Source organism: Streptomyces sp. NPDC033221, from assembly GCF_055577005.1.
This window is the reverse complement of sequence record NZ_JBVIQN010000013.1, coordinates 1-17,620: the sequence shown is the minus strand read 5'-3', so window position 1 is coordinate 17,620 and position 17,620 is coordinate 1. Positions and strand designations below refer to the sequence as shown.

Genomic DNA, 17,620 nt, shown 5'->3' with positions numbered 1-17,620 from the left:
GTCGGGTGCGGTGCGGGGGCCGGCGGGCTCGGCGTCGGGCAGGGGCAAGGGTCCTCCTCGCTGCGGGGACACGGCAGGGGCGTGGGGGATCACGCCAGCGAACCACGCGCGGCGGCGCGCCGCGACCACATACGAATGATTGACCGCTGAAGCATTGACTCTGTGTCGCGAACGCCCCCGAGTACCCCATTCGTGCCGGAGCTTTTCGAAGCTTTCCGCGGGGCGTTCGAAGAGTGATCGGGGGGCGACCGGGACCTTTCCGTCCCGACCGGTGGGTTTCGGCTCCGCCGGTGAGAATCGGCCGCCCCCGGGCACTCAGGCAGCATGAACGATTCACCGAAGAACCCGGACCCGGTACCGGAGCGCACCGCCGGCCTGGAGCCGGGCGGCGGGGTGCCGCCGGGCGAGACACCGCCCGCCGAGGGCAGCACCCCGGACGCCGGGCCCCTGGAAACCCACAACCCCACCCGCGGCTGGTCCAAGGGCCCGGTGCTGGTGCTCGCCGTCGTGGTCGTCCTCGTCGCCGCCTTCTTCATCGCCCGCATCTGGGGCGTGTAGCCGGGCACGGACCGGCCTCAGGAGGGTTTGCGCAGCGGCCCCGTGTAGTCGCGGAACAGCAGAATCCGGCCGTCCCGGATGCGGAACAGCTGCACCGAGCGGCCCTCGAACGCGTCACCGCGTCCCACGCCCTTGGCGAGCATCTCCGCCACGACGACCTCCGGGTCCTCGGTGCGGTGGACGGCGAGCGTCTGCAGCGTGTCGATGCGCAACGCGGACATCGCCGCCCGCGCGAACGCGCGTATCGTCTCGCGCCCCTCGATGCGGTCGGGCACGTCCGGACCCGCGAAAGGCAGCTCGATCACACCGTCCGGCGCGAACAGCTCCGCGAAGGCGTCCGCGTCCTGCCCCGTGATCGCGGCACGTCGCCGTTCGAGGACGTCCAAGGGGCTCACAGCAGACACGGTCCCTCCCAACGGCCGGACGCCAGGCCGACGGTCGGTGCGCCGGCCTCCTGACGCCGAGCAGAGTAGCGCCGCGCCGTGGGGACAGTCAGCCGTACGGACAGTCGGTACGCGGGAAGCGGGTGGGCCCCGGAGCGGGCGGGGACGGACCCGGAACGGACGGGGCCCGGGGAGCGGGCCGGGTGGGTGTACGTGCCACCCGTCCCGGCCACGAGCCACCGCCCTTTCCGGCCGCCGGGCGGCTACCCGGCCTGTCCGATATCCCCGGCCTCTACGAGCCTCCCGGCCTCCCCACCCCCGCCGCGCAGCGCCGCCAGCGCCGCCGCGGGGTCCTCGGCCGCCGGTCCCGCCGGTGCCCACTGCCCGCGCTCCTTCGCGTACGGCCACCACCGACCGTCGCGCCCGTACCTGAGCTGGGCACCTGCGCCGACCACGGTCCAGCGGTTGCGGTCGTGGCGCAGCTGTGGTCGCGGTTCGTCCTCGTCCCAGGCGGCGGCGAGCTGAGCCGTGGCACGGGCCAGGGCCGCCGGTTCCGGCGCCCACTCCTCCTCCAGGGCCGCGAGCGCCGAGGCGCCGCCGTACTCCCAGGCTCGTACGGCCAGGGCCAGCGTCTTGGCCGTACGCCCGGACCCGGATGCCAGCCGTGCCGCGATCCGGGGCTCCGGGGCGGCCGCTGCCAGCCGTACGGCGTCCTGTGCGCAGGTCAGTGCTGCCTGCGGCGCGCTGTCGGCATGGCCGGGAGCCAGCGCGTCGGCCAGCAGCCGCTGAGCGCGCGCCGCTGTGTCGGCCACCAGGAACTCCAATGCTGGTACCTCCACCCCGGGTGCGGGCTCCGTCCCGCCCCCGAGCACCGGCGCGGCGCCCGGCTCGTCCACGGCCGGCGGGGGCGCGGGCAGCGGCGGCAGGATGTCGCGCGCGGCGTACGCCTCCGCCGCAGGTATGCCCTCGGCGGCAGCCGGTTCCACCGCGGACGCACTGGACGCGAGTTGCTCAGCGGCTTCCCGCGCGCGAGAGGCGGTGCGGGTCTGGAGGTCGTGCAGCAGCTCCTGTTCGCCCCGTCCGCGCATCAGCAGCAGCACGAAGGGGTCCTCGTCCAGCAACCGTGCCGTCTGGTGGCAGAGCGCGGCTGTGTGGGAGCAGTGGTCCCACGCCTCGCAACCGCACTCCGCCTCCAGATCACCGATGCCGGGAAGCAGTTCGATGCCGGCGGCGGCCGCGTCCTCCACCAGGTGCGGCGGCATGTCGTGGTCCAGCAGCGCCGCGATGTGCCCGGCCCGGTCCGCGACCAGGTCCAGGAAGCGGTGCCAGTCCGCTTCGCTCAGCTCCTGGAGCAGTACGTCGCAGCGGTACGGCGTGCCGTCGCGGTCCTGGACGACCGCGGTGATCCGGCCCGGCCGTACGGAAACCGCGCCGACTGCGCCCGCCCGCGCGTGCCGGCGGCCCTGCTTGACCTGCTGGTTGTCCAGCGCACTGTCCTCAAGCGCCTTCAGCCATGCCAGACCCCACCAGGTGCGGGCGAAGCCACGGCCGTGCGCCGGCGGCAGCGCCGCGAAGGTCCGTTCCCGGTCCGGACCCGGCGGACGCACGGCCTCGGAGGGAGCCTCCGGCAGGGCTTCCCGAACGTTCTCATGGGGGTCGGTCATCGGTCACTCCCTCGCAGTGCCACCAGGTCCGCCAGCTCGGCGTCGGTGAGTTCGGTCAGCGCGGCCTCGCCGGAGCCGAGCACCGAGTCCGCCAGCCGCTGTTTGCGCGCGAGCATGTCGGCGATCCGGTCCTCGACCGTGCCCTCGGTGATCATCCGGTGCACCTGCACCGGGCGGGTCTGGCCGATGCGGTACGCCCGGTCGGTGGCCTGTGCCTCGACCGCGGGGTTCCACCAGCGGTCGAAGTGCACTACATGGGCCGCCCTGGTCAGGTTCAGCCCCGTACCCGCCGCCTTCAATGACAACAGGAAGACCGGTACGTCACCGTCCTGGAAGCGCTGCACCATCTCCTCGCGCCGCGGCACCGGCGTACCGCCGTGCAGCAGTTGCGCCGGCACCCCACGCCCCGCCAGGTGCGTTTCGAGCAGCCGCGCCATCTGCACGTACTGCGTGAACACCAGCACGCCCGCGTCCTCGGCGAGGATGGTCTCCAGCAGCTCGTCCAGCAGCTCCAGCTTCCCGGAGCGGCCCGCGATCCGCGGCCGGTCCTCCTTGAGGAACTGCGCCGGGTGGTTGCAGATCTGCTTGAGCGAGGTCAGCAGCTTGACAACCAGGCCGCGGCGCGCGAGGCCGTCCGCCTCCGCGATCTCGCCGAGCCCCTCGCGCACCACCGCCTCGTACAGCCCGGCCTGCTCCTTGGTCAGTGCCACCGCCCGGTCGGTCTCCGTCTTCGGCGGCAGTTCGGGCGCGATGCCCGGGTCGGACTTGCGGCGGCGCAGCAGGAACGGGCGGACGAGCCGGGCCAGCCGGTCGGCGGCGGCCGGGTCCGTACCGCCCTCGATGGCCATGGCGTAGCGCTCGCGGAACCGGGCGAGCGGGCCGAGCAGGCCGGGGGTGGTCCAGTCGAGGACGGCCCACAGTTCGGACAGGTTGTTCTCGACCGGGGTGCCGGTGAGCGCGACCCGGGCGCCCGCCGGGAGGGTGCGCAGTGCCCTGGCCGTCGCGGAGAAAGGATTCTTGACGTGCTGGGCCTCGTCGGCGACGACCAGCCCCCAGCGGGTCCCGGCCAGTTTCGCCGCGTCCAGCCGCATCGTGCCGTACGTGGTGAGGACGAACGCGCCGTCCGTCAGTTCCGCGAGGCTGCGCCGGTCCGCGTGGAAGCGGCGCACCGGAGTGCCGGGCGCGAACTTCTCGATCTCCCGCTGCCAGTTGCCCATCAGGGACGCCGGGCAGACGACGAGCGTGGGCCCGGCGGACGCCGGGTCGCTCTGCCGGTGCAGGTGCAGGGCGATGAGCGTGATGGTCTTGCCCAGGCCCATGTCGTCGGCGAGACAGCCGCCGAGGCCGAGCGAGGTCATACGGTGCAGCCAGGTCAGACCGCGCAGCTGGTAGTCGCGGAGGGTGGCGGCGAGGGCGGCGGGCTGGGCGACGGGGGCATCGGCGTCCGCGGCCGGACCGCCGGCCTCCGGTACGACGGCCCCCGGAACGGGCGCGTCCGGTGCGGCGGTGTCCGGTACGGGGCTGCCCGGCGCGGCGGTGCCCGCCGTGGCGGTGTCCGGTGCGGTCAGCCGGTCGCGGAGACGGGCCAGCCAGCCGGACGCCTGCACCGCCACCCGTTCGCCGTCCTCGGACTCGACGGTCCCGGTGAGCGCCGCACCGAGCGCGTCCATGGGCGCCACCTTGCGGTCCTGACGGTCGCGGGCCGCCCGCAGCGCCTCCGGGTCGACGAGCACCCACTGGTCGCGCAGCCGTACGAGCGGGCGGCCCGCCTCGGCCAGCCGGTCCAGCTCCGCCCTGCTGATCTCCTGGCCGCCGACGGCGAAACGCCAGCTGAACGAGAGCAGCGCGTCGGCCGCGAGGAAGGACGGCACGTTGGTCGCGACGCGGTCCTGACCGGGGGCGCCGAGGCCCTGGCCGGAAGCGTCGTCCCGGTCTCCTCGCGCTCCCTCTGGCGCGTCGTCCTGATCGGGCGGCCCCACCACGGCCCGGGTGCTGAGCCCGCGTACCAGGTCACGGGGCCAGTGCACCTGCACGCCGGCGGCGGCCAGCGCGCGGGAGGCGGGCCCGAGCAGCTCGGCGATCTCCTCGTCGGCGAGGTCCACGGCGTCCGGTACGGCGGCGGACAGCAGGGGCGTGAGCGGCGTCCACGCCGCGGCGGCGCGGCGCAGCGTGAGCAGCGTGTCCATCCGGGCCCGCGGGCCGAACGCCTGCCCGGTGGGGGAGGTGCCCGCCCACACCTCGGACACGTCGGCGACCAGGGTGGGGTCGGCGAGGTCGTGCAGTTGCAGTACGGCGGTGAAGCCTGCGTGGTCGGCGCGGGCCGCGACGGCGGATCCGGCCGGGCCGGTGTCCGCTCCGGACAGCCCGGCGACCTCGATACGCAAGGAGATCCGTACGCCCGCGTCGTGTCCGGCCGCCACGTCGGCCGCCCAGTCGCGCTGTTCGGGAATGTGCTGCGGCTCGGGCGCGGCGAACGCCGGTCCGCCGGTGACCAGGGCGGCGGCGGGGGAGCGGGGCAGTCCGTCCGCCACCGCGTCGAGGAAGTCCCGTACCAGGCGCTCGGGGTCCGGCAGCAGTACGGGGTCGGGCAGCAGTACGGGGCCGGAGCCGGGACCGTCGCCGGAGCCGGTGGGGCCGGGGAGCGGGGCGGCGTGCGCCTGCGGCGGGAGCGCTGCGGCCAGCTCGCGCAGCCGTTCGGTATCGGTGGTGTCGAGCGGGCCCACGCGCCACGCGTCGTGACCGGAACGGCTCACTCCGGGCAGCAGCCGCCCGCGGGCCACGAGTTGCAGCGCCAGTACGGCGGCGGCGCCCCAGAACGCCGCGGCCGGATCGGCGGTAAGGGCCGTACGGGCGCGGGTGAGGACGGGAAGGGCGTCGGCGACGGACAGGACGACCGCCGGCACCTCGATCAGTTCGACGCCCTCGCCACCACCGTTGCCGGGTCCGGCCGGGACGGCGACGGTCAGCGACCGCGTCGGCCACCCGCCGCCGAACCCCTCATCGCCCGCCACGCCTTCCGCGTCGTGAAAGGCCCTGCCGTCCGGATCCGGGCCGTCCGGAAACCAGAACGCCATCCGTCCCGTGCGAGGCGGATCGGCGGGCAGGAAGACCGCCGCCCGGCGCGCGAGCGCGGGCGGGGGAGTGGATGGTGCCGTGGGAAGAAATGCCACGTGCAGCGAACTCCTCAAGTTTGACTACTGTCGACCGGAGCGCCCGAGGGTACACCACGCACCGGGATCGCGCCGACCGCCGCCGGGACGGCCGTCCCCCGTCCGTCGTCACGGATGGAACCCATGAGGCCGGAAAGGCGTTCAATGGGGTACAGAGAGCGCGGCAACCGCCGCGGAAGGGACGTGAAGGATGTCCATGAACGCAAAGGTCGCCATCGGTGGCGTGGCGGCGGGAGTCATCCTGCTGTGGCTGCTGCCGTTCTGGGCGGCGGTGCTGGTCATGGTCGGTGTGCCGGCCGTGGCGTATCTGACGCTGGACCCCTCGCAGCGGCGCAGGCTGCGCCGTGTGACCCGCAAGGAGATAGGGCGCTGACCGGGTGGCCGGTGCCCGGACCTCCGACGGCGTGAGCCGGGCGGACGGCCGGGCCGCGACGACGTCCCCGACAGCGGACCCGTGGGCGAAGAGCCTGCGGGTGGGGCGCCGCCACGGCTCGTCGACGGACGGTCAGGCCGGCCGGACCGCCAGTGTCTCCAGTGCCCGCAGCAGCCCCGGCAGTTCGGGTCCGCGTCCCACCGGCAGGACCTCGCCCGGCTGCTCGTCCAGGAGGACGAACGCGATGTCGTCGGTACGGGCCACCATGCTCCACCCCGGGCCGTCCACGCGGAGCGTACGGGCCTCACCGGCGGCGAAGGACGAGCGGACCCGCCCCGGCGGCGGAGGCTCCGCCACGTAACCGCGCGCCTCGGCCAGCACCCGCCGCACCCCGGCGTGCGGCCGGGTCCCCGGATCGACGAAGGTGACGCCGTCCTCGACCTGTTCGCGCCAGGCCGCCCACTGCAGCGCTATCTCGTCCGCGCCCAGCCTCCGCTGCGCCGGTCCCCACTGCGCGGCGTCCGGCGGCCGCAGGACGGCCGGACCGCCATCCTCCGGTTCCGGGTCGTGCGGCGCCGGCACCCCGGGTGCCGCGACGGCGAGCGCGATCGGCCAGCCGGGCAGTGCTTCGACCACACTGCCCTCGTCCGGCGAAAGGTCGTACTCCATCCCGCAGTCCCAGGCCGCGACGGCGCACGCGACGAGCGAGACATCGTCCGTCACCACCGTCCAGCGCGCGCCCCGCCCGTCCTGGCCCAGCACCAGCCCGTACCCCTGCTCGTACGGTTCCAGGCCGAGCCCGGCGCACACCTCCGGATAATCGTCGCCGAGCACGCTCGGGAACTGCGCGGGCGTCAGCAGCACCGCCGTCAGCACGAGCAGCTGGTCGTCGTCGACGCTCTCGGACGTGAGCCCGCCGGCGTTCCCGGCCGTGGACGTACCGGCGCTCTCGGTCGACACCTGGGCCTCCATCCGATGCGCCCGGACCCGAAGCGGCCCGAGCGTTCCGATCAGTCGTCGGCGCACCCTAGTTGGCCGGACAGCAGGTTGTCACCAGCCGTACGCCACGACCCGGGCGATCCCGCCGCCGTGCCGGGCCGCCCGCCCCTGCCCACCCGTCGCCGGTGTCTCCCCGGCCACCCGGCCTGCCCCGGCCGCCCCGGCTGCCCCGGGGGCCTCAGCCCACCGGCAGATTGAGCAGATCCCGGGCCACCGTCTGCGGCGACTCCCTGCGCTCCCGGGCGAGCGCGATCACCGCCCGGCAGGCCAGCTCGTTGATGCCGAAGGCCAGCGCCTCGGGGGAGACCCATTCCGCCGTCTCGGCGCTGCGCTCGTCGTCGTCCTCGGCGCACGCCGCCACATGGGCGGCCGCCGCTTCGAAGATGTTGTGCCGCCGTTTCGCCCCGGGCGCCCGGGGCCCGGCCGTATCCGGCATCGGCTTCGCGGTGCGGACGCGGCTGAAGAAGTCCCGAAGGCCGCGGAACAATCGGGAGATGCCGCGCAAGAATCCGGTCATCGTGTCCCCCATTCCCGGTTCCCGTCCCGGTCGTTCCAGTGTGCCCGGGGCGCTTAGGATTGGCACTTCGGCGACGAAAGGGCGGGTACTCGGTGCGGCGATATGACTGGCTGAAGGAGATCCAGCGGATGGACCCGGAACGGGACTTCCTGCGTATCCACCGCATCACCACGACGTACGAATTCCCGTGGGACGTCGCACGCGCCCTGGAACTGGCGCTCTACCGCACCTACGCCGTTCCCAGCATCGGCCGGCTGCTCGCCGAAACCGCCGAGCTGACGGACCGTACGCAAAAGCGCTACGACGACACCGCGCTCCTCCTGGACTCGGTGACCGAGCACGGCTTCGACTCCGAGGACGGCCGGACCGCGATCCGTCGCATCAACCAGATGCACCGCAGTTACGACATCACCAACGACGACATGCGGTATGTCCTGTGCACCTTCGTGGTGGTCCCCGCACGCTGGCTGGACGCGTACGGGTGGCGGCGGCTCAGCGAGCACGAGAAGCATGCCTCGGCCGTCTATTACCGCACTCTCGGGCGCCACATGGGCATCACCGGCACCCCGCAGGACTTCCAGGCGTTCGAACGCTGCCTGGATGACTACGAGCGCGCGCACTTCGGCTGGGACGAGGGCGGCCGACGGGTCTCCGACGCCACGCTCGGCCTGATGGCGGGCTGGTACGGCCCGCTGGCCCCGGTGGTGCGCGGCGCGAGCATGGCCCTGCTGGACGACACCCTGCTGGACACCTTCCGCTACGAACGGCCCAAGCCGGCCGTCCGCGCGGCGGTGCGCGGCGCGCTGCGGCTGCGCGCCAAATCCGTCCGCCTGCTCCCGCCGCGCCGGCGCCCGCACTACGCCCGTCAGAACCCGGAAATCAAGGGCTACCCGAACGGCTTCACCATCGCCGGCCTCGGCACCTTCCCCCAGGGCCGGCCCGCGGGCGGCTGCCCTGTGCCGCACTGAGGCGGCGGACGCACCTCAGACGCCCCGGCGCCCGGCCCGGGCGCTGGACGCGCCTCAGGCGTCCTGACGCACGGCCAACGCCAGGTAGCACGCGTCTTCGTCCACGTAACGCTTCAGGTCCCACCCTGCGCCCGTCAGCAGCGGCCGCAGGTTGGGCTCCGCCCGTACGTCGTCGGGAGTGATCCGGCGGCCCTTCCGCGCCGCCAGCGCGGCGCGCCCGACCGGGTGGAACAGCGCCAGCCGGCCTCCGGGCCGTACGGTCCTGGCGAGTTCGGCGAGGCACGCGCCGGGCTCGGCCAGGTGGGACAGCAGCCCGGCGGCGAAGACGGCGTCGAGCGACGCGTCCGGCAGCGGAAGCCGATGCACGTCGGCGACCACGAGGGACGCCAGACGCCCGCGTCCGGCGCGCACGGCCGCCGCCGGCATCTCGGGCGTCAGATCGGCCCCCAGCACCGTACCGCCGCCCCCGACGGCCGCCCGCAGAGCGGGCACTGCTCGCCCCGTACCGCAGCCCGCGTCCAGGACCCGGTCACCCACGCGCAGCTCCATCGCGTCGACGCCCGCCTGGTAGGCAGGACCGTCGTCGGGAAACCGCGCGTCCCAGTCATGCGCGCGGGAGGCGAAGAATTCCCGCACGTCATGTGGCTGGCGGACACTCTCGGGGGCCTTGGCGCTGTCGTCGTTCATACCGCTCAGTCTTTCAGGCGGTAGAAGTGAATCGGCGAGTTCGGCTTGAAACCGATACGCGGGTACACGGGGGCCCCGGCGACGGTCGCGTGCAACGTGGCGCGGGTCAGCCCGGTGGCCCGGCCGCCCTCGTACAGCGCCTTGCGGGTGACCGCCTCGCCGTAGCCCTTGTGCTGCCACTGCGGGTCGGTGGCGACGAGGATGACGAAGAGGCGGCCGTCCGCTTCGACCGTGGCGGCGCACGTCACCGGTGTGTCGCCACGCATGCCCAGGTAGGCGTACACCTCGTCCTTCCAGAGTGCGGACCCGGCGAGGCCGTCGCGGCCCTGTTCCAAAGGGAAGCCGTAAGCGCGCGAGTTGAGGTCGGCGTAGGCCCGCACCTGCTCATCGGTGGTCACGCGCGTGAATGTCAGGTCGGGGTGGGCCGGCTCGGGGAGCGGGAGCAGGTCTCCGGCCATGCCCGTGCCGGGGAAGGCGAACTGAAGACCTGCCTGCTCGGCCGCCGTCCGGACCCCGGAGCGCGCCTGCTCGTCGAGGAGGTCTTCGAAGAGCCACAGGAAGCCCGGCTGCGGCTTCGCGCGCATGATGTCCGCCGCCTGGGTAAGCCGCTGCCCGACGAGTTCCGGCCCCGCGCCCACGTCGGTCAGGGTGACGCAATTCCAGAACGCGAACCGGGAGTCGGCCCAGCGGACGGCGATGCCCGGAAGGTCGCGGACATCCGCGTCCGCATCGCGGTCGAGCACCATGGCGCGCCACACCACGGTGAGTTGCTGTAACGATTCGACGGACTCCGCGAGACCAGTCACCGTACCCCCACGATTTCTTACGCTGGTGAAGGCCCCTGAGCAGGTACTCAGCAGGTACACAGCAGGTACTCGGCAAGTGCTGGATGACTCTGGCGCCTCCGGGTCAAGGGGCACCCTACTTGTGGCATGCGGTCTTGATGCCGTCAGCTGACGTCCTCCAACGCATTCTCGCCGTCGCGGGTGTTGGCAGTATCGGAGCGCGGCACGTCGTAGGAGCGGCGCCCGATGCGCCACCACAGGGCGGCCAGGGCGAGGGCCGCCAGTGTGGCGATCGGTGTGTAGTTGAAGGTGGCGGCGGTGACCGGGCTGGTCTGCGGCAGCAGGAACAGCACCGTCACCGCGGCTGCCCACACCACCGCTGTCCAGCCGATCGGCCGGCTGAAGCGGCCCAGGTGCCAGGGCCCATGTGTCCACTTGTCGCGGTGACGCAGCCGCAGCAGCACCGGGATGGCATAGGCAGGTGTGAAGCCCACCACCGAGATGGCGGTCACCGCGGAGAACGCGGTGGTGGAATACAGGGACGGCAGGGCGAGTACGAACGCCACGGTGACCGCGAGCCAGACCGCGTTGGCCGGGACGGCGGTGCGGCGGCTGACCCGCCGCCAGCGGGCCGAGCCCGGCAGGGCGCCATCCCGGGAGAACGCGTAGATCATGCGTGAGGCGGCCGCGGTCACGGTGTAGCCGCACAGGAACTGGGCCACGATGACCACCAGCAGCAGGGCTTTCGCCGTCGCCACCCCCAGCGCGTCCAGGAAGACCTGCGCCACCGGCACGCTGGTCGGGCCTGCCAGGGTCGTGGCGTAGTCCTGGATGGCGAACAGCAGCGCCGCCAGCAGGATGCCGCCGGCGACCCAGGACACCGCCACCGAGCGGACGATGCCGCGCGCTGCGGCGACGGAGGCCTGGCTGGTCTCCTCGCTGAGGTGGGCCGAGGTGTCATAACCGGCCAGGGCGAAGCACGGCAGCAGCATGCCCAGCAGGATCACGTACGCGGGGGCGCCCCAGCCGGTGTTGTTGGTGAACTCGGTGAACACGAAGCTGGCTGGCTGGTGGTGGGAGGGGATCAGCGCCAGAGCGCCGATGATGATGACGGCCCCGGTGAGGTGCCACCACGCGCTCAGGGAGGTGAGGGCGTTCATCAGCCGGGTGCCGAACAGGTTCAGCACCGCGTGCAGTACGAGGATGACCGCGTACAGGGCCAGCAGGGAGCCCGGGGTCGGTACATGGCCGAACTGCAGGTACGCCCAGGCGGCGGTGAACGTCGCGATGCCGTAGTCCTGGGCCGCGATCCCGGCCAACAGGCCCAGAAGGTTGAGCCACCCGGTGTACCAGCTCCACCGCTCACCGCCGAGCTGACGGGCCATGTAGTACAGGCCACCGCTGGTGGGGTACCGGGAGGTGATCTCGGCCAGCGACGCCGCCAGGCACAGCACCAGTGGCCCGATGACGATCCACCCCCACATCACCACCGCGGGGCCGCCGGAGTTCAGGCCGTAGCCGAACAGCAACAAGGTCCCGGACATGATCGAGATGGCTGACAGGGACGCGGAGAAGTTGCCGAAGGCGCCCAGCCGCCGGTGCAGTTGCTGGGAGTACCCGAGCGCGTTCAGGACACGCTCGTCCTCGTGGTGACGGTGTGCGTCGCTCCGCCGACGCCACGTTCTCACCGGAGTGCGCATCGTGAACCTCCACTGCTCGTGCCGACGGGCGTCAGGTGTCCGTTCCCTAGCGATTCCGGCGTGCAGGGCGGTGATCCGGGCTCGTGCTGTCGACGCCGGACCCGCTGCCGGCAGTGACCGATGGGAGCGCTACGGGCGGGACTCTGGACGTCGGCAGCCCGGGCAGCCCGTACAGGGCCGGGAGCAGCGGTGGTTGGCGCCACAACTGTTTCCTTTCAATGTCTTTCGTTCCCGGCCGCCCGGCGTAATCATGCAGGCATGACGGACACGGGGAAGTGGAATTTCGTCGACCATTTCGGTGCCGATCCCAAGGGCCTCGTCGACGCGGCGGCTCTCCTGCAGCACGCGGTGACCACCATCTGTGACGCCGGCGGCGGAACCCTGGTGATTCCTCCCGGGCGTTATCGGATGCACAGTACGGGGACCGTGGTACCGGACCCGGGAAACCTGACCGTGATCGCGTACGGCGCCCACATCTTCCGCAGTGACACCTCCGCCATCGACACGCTCTGGGGCGGTGGTTTCTCCCACGACGGCTACAACGGAGCGTCCAACATCAGCATTCGCGGCGGACGGTGGGACGGCGGCGCGAACAATCCGCTGCCGCTGGACATGTTCGCCTTCTGCTCCGCCGAGAACATCCTCTACGAGGACCTGGTGGTGGAGAACATCCCGGACTGGCACGCGATCGAGTTCCACGGCATCCGCAACGGCACGGCGCGCAACTGCGTCTTCCGGCGCTTCAAGGCGACCACACCCACCCGGTTCTACTCCGAGGCGATCGAGGTCCAGGAGGCGCCGGACGGCACACACAGCACCAACATCGTCGTGGACGGCTGCTCGGCCGACGGGTACGGAGCCCTGGTGGGCACGCACACAGCCACCTTCCCCGGGCGTTTCCACGACGGTCTGCGGGTGGTGAACAACCGGATCACCAACGCCGGGAACTACGCCGTCCGCGCGCACAACTGGCGCCACGCGGTCATCGCGAACAACATCATGGAGGACTGCAACAGCGGAATCCAGGTACAGATGGATCCCTCCGCGCAGTACCGGTCGTGGTTCTGGTCGCAGACCGAGGACATCGTCATCGCGCACAACGTCCTGACGCACATGGGCCTGGAGAAACAGCCGGGCCAGGGCCCCCGTTACGCCACCATCGGCGTGTACGGAATGTCGGACACACCGATCGAGAACGTCGTCGTGACCGGCAACATCATCCGGGACTGGGCCAGTTCGAACGCCATCGCGCTGCAGTACGTCCATGAAGGCGTGGTCACCGGGAACATCGTCAAATACAGCCAGGGCGGTGACGGGACCGCGATACTGTTCACCTCCTGTTCCGGCGGAACGGCCACCGGGAACAACGTCCGCTATGCCGGCACGGGCATAGCCGGTGCCGAAATCTCCGCCGGAAACAGGATCAGTCTGCGGTGAAACCGGACGGCGCACGGCGGTGAAAGCGGTCAGCCGGTGACCCGGGCCAGCGAGAACCCGTCGTAGCCCTTGCGGCCCACGGTCTGCACCGCGGTGGCGGTCAGCCTCGGATCCCCGGCGATGAGTTCCAGGAACCGGCGGGTACCGCGGATCGAAGGGTCCGTGCTGTCGGCGTCGGCGATGTCCCCGTTCCGTACGACGTTGTCACCGATGATCAGGCTGCCCAGGCGGGTGAGTTCCAGCGCCCGCTCCAAATAGTGCGGATTGTTCGGCTTGTCAGCGTCGATGAAGACCAGGTCGAACGGTTCGGCACGCTCGGCGGCCAGTTGCGCCAGACTGTCGAGCGCCGGGGCGACACGGACCTCGGTGCACTCCGCGAGCCCGGCGCGCGCCAGGTTCGCGCGGGCGACCTCGGCGTGCTTGGCGTTGGCCTCCAAGGAGATCAGCCGGCCGTCGGCGGGCAGGGCCCGGCCGAGCCAGATGGTGCTGTAACCGCCGAGCGTGCCGATCTCCAGGATGCGGCGGGCGCCTTGTATCTGGGCGAGGAGGTGGAGCAGCTTGCCTTGGGTGGGGGTGACACTGATGGGCGGAAGGCCGGCCGCTTCGCTGTCGTGCAGCGCGGCCCGCAGGGCTTCGTCGGCCGGGGCGAGCAAGGAGTCGAAGTAATCGTCGACAGAGTTCCACCGCTGCTGAGACATACGGCCCCTTCGGCTACCTAGTTAGGTTTGCTAATCAAGCTAGCAGGGGTGCGTACGGCTGTTGGTGTGATGCGCACACAAAAGCCGCAGCGGCTCGATTTCGCCGGTACTGCCGGTGGCACCGGCGCCGCTGGTGCCTCAAGTCCGGTGGCCCCGCTCGTGCAGCGGCGTGAGGTAGTCGCACAGTTCGCACCGCGGCGCGTCACGGGCGGCCCTGATGCCGAGCAGCGGCTCACCGCAGATGGCGACGAGCGGCCGCACGGGCGACTCCCGCGGATGACAGATACGGCAGACGTTGTGCCAGGGACCGGCCTCGTTGTCGCCCGCGGCGGGAACGGCCGCGATGCCCGTGCCGGTACCGGTGGCCTCATGGGTGGACATCATCAGCCTTCTTTCTCGCGCCCCGCCGGTGCGTCGACCGGTCTGCGGCGCGGGCTTCCCGCTGGTGGTGCCCGGCCGGTCGGTGGCCGGGGCTCTCTCCCGAAGCGTACGAACTTGTCAACTCCGTGCCACGCTGCGTAGCGAAAGGAGTACGGTCCTCGCCATGGTTTTCGAGTCGCACGACGAATCCCACGATGCATCCCACGACGTACCTGTAGCGCCTGCCGCCGGATCCGCAAACACCCCCGACGACAGTGTGCTGGCTCTGAAAATCTTGGTGGCGGGCGGGTTCGGGGTCGGCAAGACGACTCTGGTCGGTGCGGTGAGCGAGATCCGGCCGCTGCGCACGGAGGAACAGCTCAGCGAGGCGGGCGCGGCGCTGGACGACGTCCAGGACGTGGTGCGCAAGACGACGACCACCGTGGCGATGGACTTCGGCCGCATCACCATCAGGGACGGACTCTCCCTCTACCTCTTCGGGACGCCGGGGCAGGACCGTTTCTGGTTCCTGTGGGACGACCTGGCGCGGGGCGCGCTGGGCGCCGTCGTGCTCGCCGACACCCGCAGGCTGGAGGACAGCTTCCCCGCCGTCGACTACTTCGAGAACCGCGAGATCCCCTTCCTGGTGGCCGTCAACTGCTTCGCCGAGGCCCGCGCTTACGGGGCCGGTGAGGTGGCCCGGGCCCTCGACCTGGACCGGGGCACCCCGGTGGTGCTGTGCGACGCGCGGGACCGCGACTCGGGCAAGGAAGTGCTGATACGGCTGATCGAACATGCCGGACGGGTGCACACCGCCCGGCTGCTGGACTCGGTGGGCTGAGGGCGCGTCCACGGCTGTCACACTCCGGCGCGCCTCGCCGCCGGAGCATGGCCCGGAGGCATCAGCCGGCGAGGTCGGCCACCGCGACGACCTTGCTGATCCGGACCCGCACCAGCAGTTCCCCCGGAACGCCGTTGCGCGCCCCGTACTCCTCGGCGCGCTCCTCGCCCATGTAGCGGGCCGCGATACGGGTGGCCCAGGCGCGTACCTCGGAGAGCTCGTCACCGGTCTCGGCCAGACCCTCCACGATCGCGAAGCTGAACGGCGGGCGGTCGTCGTCCACACAGAGCGAGACGCGGCCGTCCCGGGCGAGGTTGCGTCCCTTGACCGTGTCGGCGCCGGTGTTGAAGACGAGGTCGTCGCCGTCCAGCAGGAACCACACCGGCGCGATGTGTGGGCGGCCGTCGGCCCGTACGCTCGCCAGCTTGCCGGTGCGGGTGCCCTCGGACAGGAAGCTCTGCCACTCGTTCTTGCTCATGGTGCGTGCCATACCGCCATCCTCCGCCATCCGGCGTGAACGGGCCGTACGGCCGCACCGGACGCGCCGGCCCCGCCGGGCTGCTTGCCCGCACGGCACGGGTGGTCCAGGCTTGCACGGCAATTGCCCACGGGGTTACGGGGAGGAAGCGGTATGGCACTGAGCAGCGGACTCGACTGGCTGCTGGACGACCTGACCGAGCGGATCGACCAGGTGCGGCATGCCCTGGTGCTGTCCAACGACGGGCTCGTGACAAGCGCGAGCGAGCGGCTGGCGCGGGAGGACGCCGAACACCTGGCGGCGGTCGCGTCGGGGCTGCACAGCCTCGCCAAGGGCTCCGGGCGGCACTTCGAGGCCGGGCGGGTACGGCAGACGATGGTCGAGTTCGACGACGGCGTGCTGTTCGTGACGGCGGCGGGAGACGGCAGCTGTCTGTGTGTACTGGCGGGCCCCGAGGCCGACATGGGACAAATCGCCTACGAAATGGCGCTGCTGGTCAACCGTGTGGGGGAACACCTGGGGGTCGCGGTCCGGCGGCCGGAAAGTTGTCCACAGCGCTGAAGCCGGGGGTTGACCGGCTGTCGTACCGCACCGCTATCGTCGTCACTGTCGGTAACGAACCGGCAGGGATCCACGGCGGATCCCGCGAGACGAACGACGACGGGGGAGAGCCACATGACGGTGATGTGCGACGGGCGGCAGGCTTCCGCGACGCTCACGGCGGAGGAGCTGTTCACTACGGGGGAGACGCTCGCGCCGGGGCGCGCGGCCCGCGAACTGGGCATGAAAAGCGGCGAGTTCGAGCTGGCGGTGCAGATGGGGGAAGTCCTGACGCTCCCGCCGGACCCCGAGGCGCGGCCCGGCCCGGCCGACCGGTGGGGGCGGCGCCGGGTGCCGGCGGAAGAGGTCCGGCGACTGCGCGCCGAAGCGGGCTTCCCCGGCACGCTGCGTGAGCGGATCCGCACGGTCGGCGCGACCGAGGCCGCCGAGCTGCTGGACATCAACGCGAGCCGCTTCCTGCGGCTGGCCCGCGCGGGCTGCTTCGCCCCGGTCCGCTTCTACGTCAACCGCTACGGCGCCGTGGTCTGGCTCTACCTGGCCGCGGAGCTGACCGACTTCGCCGCCGGTGAACCCGAACTGCTGCGAGGTAACATCCCCACGGTGCTGCGCGTCATGCTCGACGGCGGACAGGACTGGCGTGGCCGGAAATGGCGCGGCCGCCGGGTAGCCCGGCTGATGGGCCAGGCGACGGACGGCTGGGAGTCGGCCGCCGTGATCGCGGCGGTACTGCCACCGGAGGAACTGGCCTCGGTCGTGGAGGACCCGGTGGAACGCTCCGTGCTACGACACCTGCGCCCGCCCCTGGCCCCGCATGCCGCGGGCCCGACGGTCGGGGGCGCGGTCGAGCGGGCAACGACGGCGGAAGAATTCGACGAGGTGCTCTGGTACCGCGTCAACCTCTCCCGCGCCCTGGACCGCGCCCGCCACCACCAACCGGCGACCGCCCGACTACGCCACTCCGGCCCAACCACACCGCCCGCACCCGCGGACAACCGGTTGTGAACGGCCGCGGCACCGATCGGCCCGCCTCCTTCACCAAGACGGCATTCAGCATTGCCACAGGAACGCAGCCTCGGTACAGGGTCGGCAGTGAAACACATAGCCACGCCCTACTCCACCGAAGTTGGCCGCGGTCGCGAAGCCGTACCCCTCTTCGAGCTCCGCCGTGAAGGTCATGCGGGCGGCACAGCAAGGGCAGCCCGGGGTCTCATCGTCCTGGATCCAGTCGGGTTCACCACCCAGCCGCCCCAGTACGGGCTCCTCCGTGGGGCGGTCGGCGGGGTGGGGCTTCAGCGCGGTGACCGCTCCGAGCAGCGTTTCGCCTTCCTCAGGGACCCCGGCCGCGGCTAGGGCGCTTCTGACGGATCTCCGCGGCATCGCGACGCCCGGCACGCACCCTCGCCGCACGGCGCAAAGGGACAGGTGGCTCCGCCACATGACC

General features: G+C 71.9%; 18 protein-coding genes. 7 read left to right on the top strand and 11 right to left on the bottom strand.

What is annotated here, in order from left to right; genetic code table 11:
• Window positions 1–324: 324 nt before the first annotated feature.
• Window positions 325–558, top strand: a complete 234-nt coding sequence (locus ACZ53K_RS18860) for a DUF6480 family protein (protein WP_468837564.1) — start codon at window positions 325–327, stop codon at window positions 556–558.
• A gap of 17 nt (window positions 559–575) precedes the next feature.
• Here ACZ53K_RS18860 and ACZ53K_RS18855 read toward each other — a convergent pair whose 3' ends face one another.
• From ACZ53K_RS18855 to ACZ53K_RS18845, 3 genes are all read right to left on the bottom strand, one after another.
• A complete protein-coding gene (locus ACZ53K_RS18855) occupies window positions 576–962 on the bottom strand; it encodes a nuclear transport factor 2 family protein (RefSeq protein WP_468837562.1) in 387 nt (128 codons plus the stop codon).
• Window positions 963–1,204: 242 nt separating this feature from the next.
• Entirely contained in the window at window positions 1,205–2,605 is a 1,401-nt protein-coding gene (locus ACZ53K_RS18850) for an SWF or SNF family helicase (protein ID WP_468837561.1), read from the bottom strand.
• Complete coding sequence (locus tag ACZ53K_RS18845) at window positions 2,602–5,775, bottom strand: DEAD/DEAH box helicase (RefSeq protein ID WP_468837559.1); 3,174 nt, start codon at window positions 5,773–5,775, stop codon at window positions 2,602–2,604. Before ACZ53K_RS18845 ends, ACZ53K_RS18850 begins: the two co-directional genes overlap by 4 nt.
• Before the next feature lie 190 nt (window positions 5,776–5,965).
• On the opposite strand from ACZ53K_RS18845, the gene ACZ53K_RS18840 reads away from it, so the two are divergent.
• Window positions 5,966–6,148 carry a hypothetical protein gene (locus tag ACZ53K_RS18840; protein ID WP_468837558.1) on the top strand — a complete coding sequence of 61 codons (183 nt, stop codon included), beginning with the start codon at window positions 5,966–5,968 and terminating at the stop codon, window positions 6,146–6,148.
• 132 nt (window positions 6,149–6,280) lie between these two features.
• On the opposite strand, the gene ACZ53K_RS18835 is transcribed toward ACZ53K_RS18840, so the two are convergent.
• Together ACZ53K_RS18835 and ACZ53K_RS18830 are read right to left on the bottom strand one after the other, a co-directional pair.
• The gene (locus ACZ53K_RS18835; RefSeq protein WP_468837556.1) at window positions 6,281–7,108 is read right to left on the bottom strand and encodes a hypothetical protein; all 828 of its coding nucleotides are present in this window, start codon (window positions 7,106–7,108) and stop codon (window positions 6,281–6,283) included.
• A 217-nt stretch (window positions 7,109–7,325) separates the two neighbouring features.
• Window positions 7,326–7,583: a hypothetical protein gene (locus ACZ53K_RS18830; RefSeq protein ID WP_468837999.1), complete on the bottom strand. Its 258-nt coding sequence runs from the start codon at window positions 7,581–7,583 to the stop codon at window positions 7,326–7,328.
• Window positions 7,584–7,756: 173 nt separating this feature from the next.
• Between ACZ53K_RS18830 and ACZ53K_RS18825 the strand changes: the two genes are divergently transcribed.
• Entirely contained in the window at window positions 7,757–8,632 is an 876-nt protein-coding gene (locus ACZ53K_RS18825) for an oxygenase MpaB family protein (RefSeq protein ID WP_468837554.1), read from the top strand.
• A 54-nt stretch (window positions 8,633–8,686) separates the two neighbouring features.
• Here ACZ53K_RS18825 and ACZ53K_RS18820 read toward each other — a convergent pair whose 3' ends face one another.
• From ACZ53K_RS18820 to ACZ53K_RS18810, 3 genes are all read right to left on the bottom strand, one after another.
• Window positions 8,687–9,319, bottom strand: a complete 633-nt coding sequence (locus ACZ53K_RS18820) for a class I SAM-dependent methyltransferase (RefSeq protein ID WP_468837553.1) — start codon at window positions 9,317–9,319, stop codon at window positions 8,687–8,689.
• Between the two features lie 5 nt (window positions 9,320–9,324).
• Window positions 9,325–10,125, bottom strand: coding sequence for a GNAT family N-acetyltransferase (locus tag ACZ53K_RS18815; protein WP_468837551.1), 801 nt, complete (start codon window positions 10,123–10,125; stop codon window positions 9,325–9,327).
• 143 nt (window positions 10,126–10,268) lie between these two features.
• A complete protein-coding gene (locus tag ACZ53K_RS18810) occupies window positions 10,269–11,792 on the bottom strand; it encodes an amino acid permease (RefSeq protein ID WP_468837548.1) in 1,524 nt (507 codons plus the stop codon).
• A gap of 270 nt (window positions 11,793–12,062) precedes the next feature.
• Here ACZ53K_RS18810 and ACZ53K_RS18805 point away from each other — a divergent pair, with 270 nt between their 5' ends.
• Window positions 12,063–13,241, top strand: coding sequence for a hypothetical protein (locus ACZ53K_RS18805; RefSeq protein WP_468837546.1), 1,179 nt, complete (start codon window positions 12,063–12,065; stop codon window positions 13,239–13,241).
• Window positions 13,242–13,270: 29 nt separating this feature from the next.
• Here ACZ53K_RS18805 and ACZ53K_RS18800 read toward each other — a convergent pair whose 3' ends face one another.
• Together ACZ53K_RS18800 and ACZ53K_RS18795 are read right to left on the bottom strand one after the other, a co-directional pair.
• Window positions 13,271–13,939 carry an O-methyltransferase gene (locus ACZ53K_RS18800; RefSeq protein ID WP_468837544.1) on the bottom strand — a complete coding sequence of 223 codons (669 nt, stop codon included), beginning with the start codon at window positions 13,937–13,939 and terminating at the stop codon, window positions 13,271–13,273.
• Between the two features lie 138 nt (window positions 13,940–14,077).
• Window positions 14,078–14,323 carry a hypothetical protein gene (locus ACZ53K_RS18795; protein ID WP_468837542.1) on the bottom strand — a complete coding sequence of 82 codons (246 nt, stop codon included), beginning with the start codon at window positions 14,321–14,323 and terminating at the stop codon, window positions 14,078–14,080.
• A 160-nt stretch (window positions 14,324–14,483) separates the two neighbouring features.
• Here ACZ53K_RS18795 and ACZ53K_RS18790 point away from each other — a divergent pair, with 160 nt between their 5' ends.
• Window positions 14,484–15,140, top strand: a complete 657-nt coding sequence (locus ACZ53K_RS18790; RefSeq protein WP_468837541.1) for a GTP-binding protein — start codon at window positions 14,484–14,486, stop codon at window positions 15,138–15,140.
• A gap of 61 nt (window positions 15,141–15,201) precedes the next feature.
• Here ACZ53K_RS18790 and ACZ53K_RS18785 read toward each other — a convergent pair whose 3' ends face one another.
• A complete protein-coding gene (locus ACZ53K_RS18785) occupies window positions 15,202–15,630 on the bottom strand; it encodes a PPOX class F420-dependent oxidoreductase (protein ID WP_468837540.1) in 429 nt (142 codons plus the stop codon).
• 141 nt (window positions 15,631–15,771) lie between these two features.
• On the opposite strand from ACZ53K_RS18785, the gene ACZ53K_RS18780 reads away from it, so the two are divergent.
• A complete protein-coding gene (locus tag ACZ53K_RS18780; RefSeq protein ID WP_468837538.1) occupies window positions 15,772–16,179 on the top strand; it encodes a roadblock/LC7 domain-containing protein in 408 nt (135 codons plus the stop codon).
• 114 nt (window positions 16,180–16,293) lie between these two features.
• Window positions 16,294–17,181: a DUF6397 family protein gene (locus ACZ53K_RS18775; protein WP_468837535.1), complete on the top strand. Its 888-nt coding sequence runs from the start codon at window positions 16,294–16,296 to the stop codon at window positions 17,179–17,181.
• Window positions 17,182–17,620 lie beyond the last annotated feature (439 nt).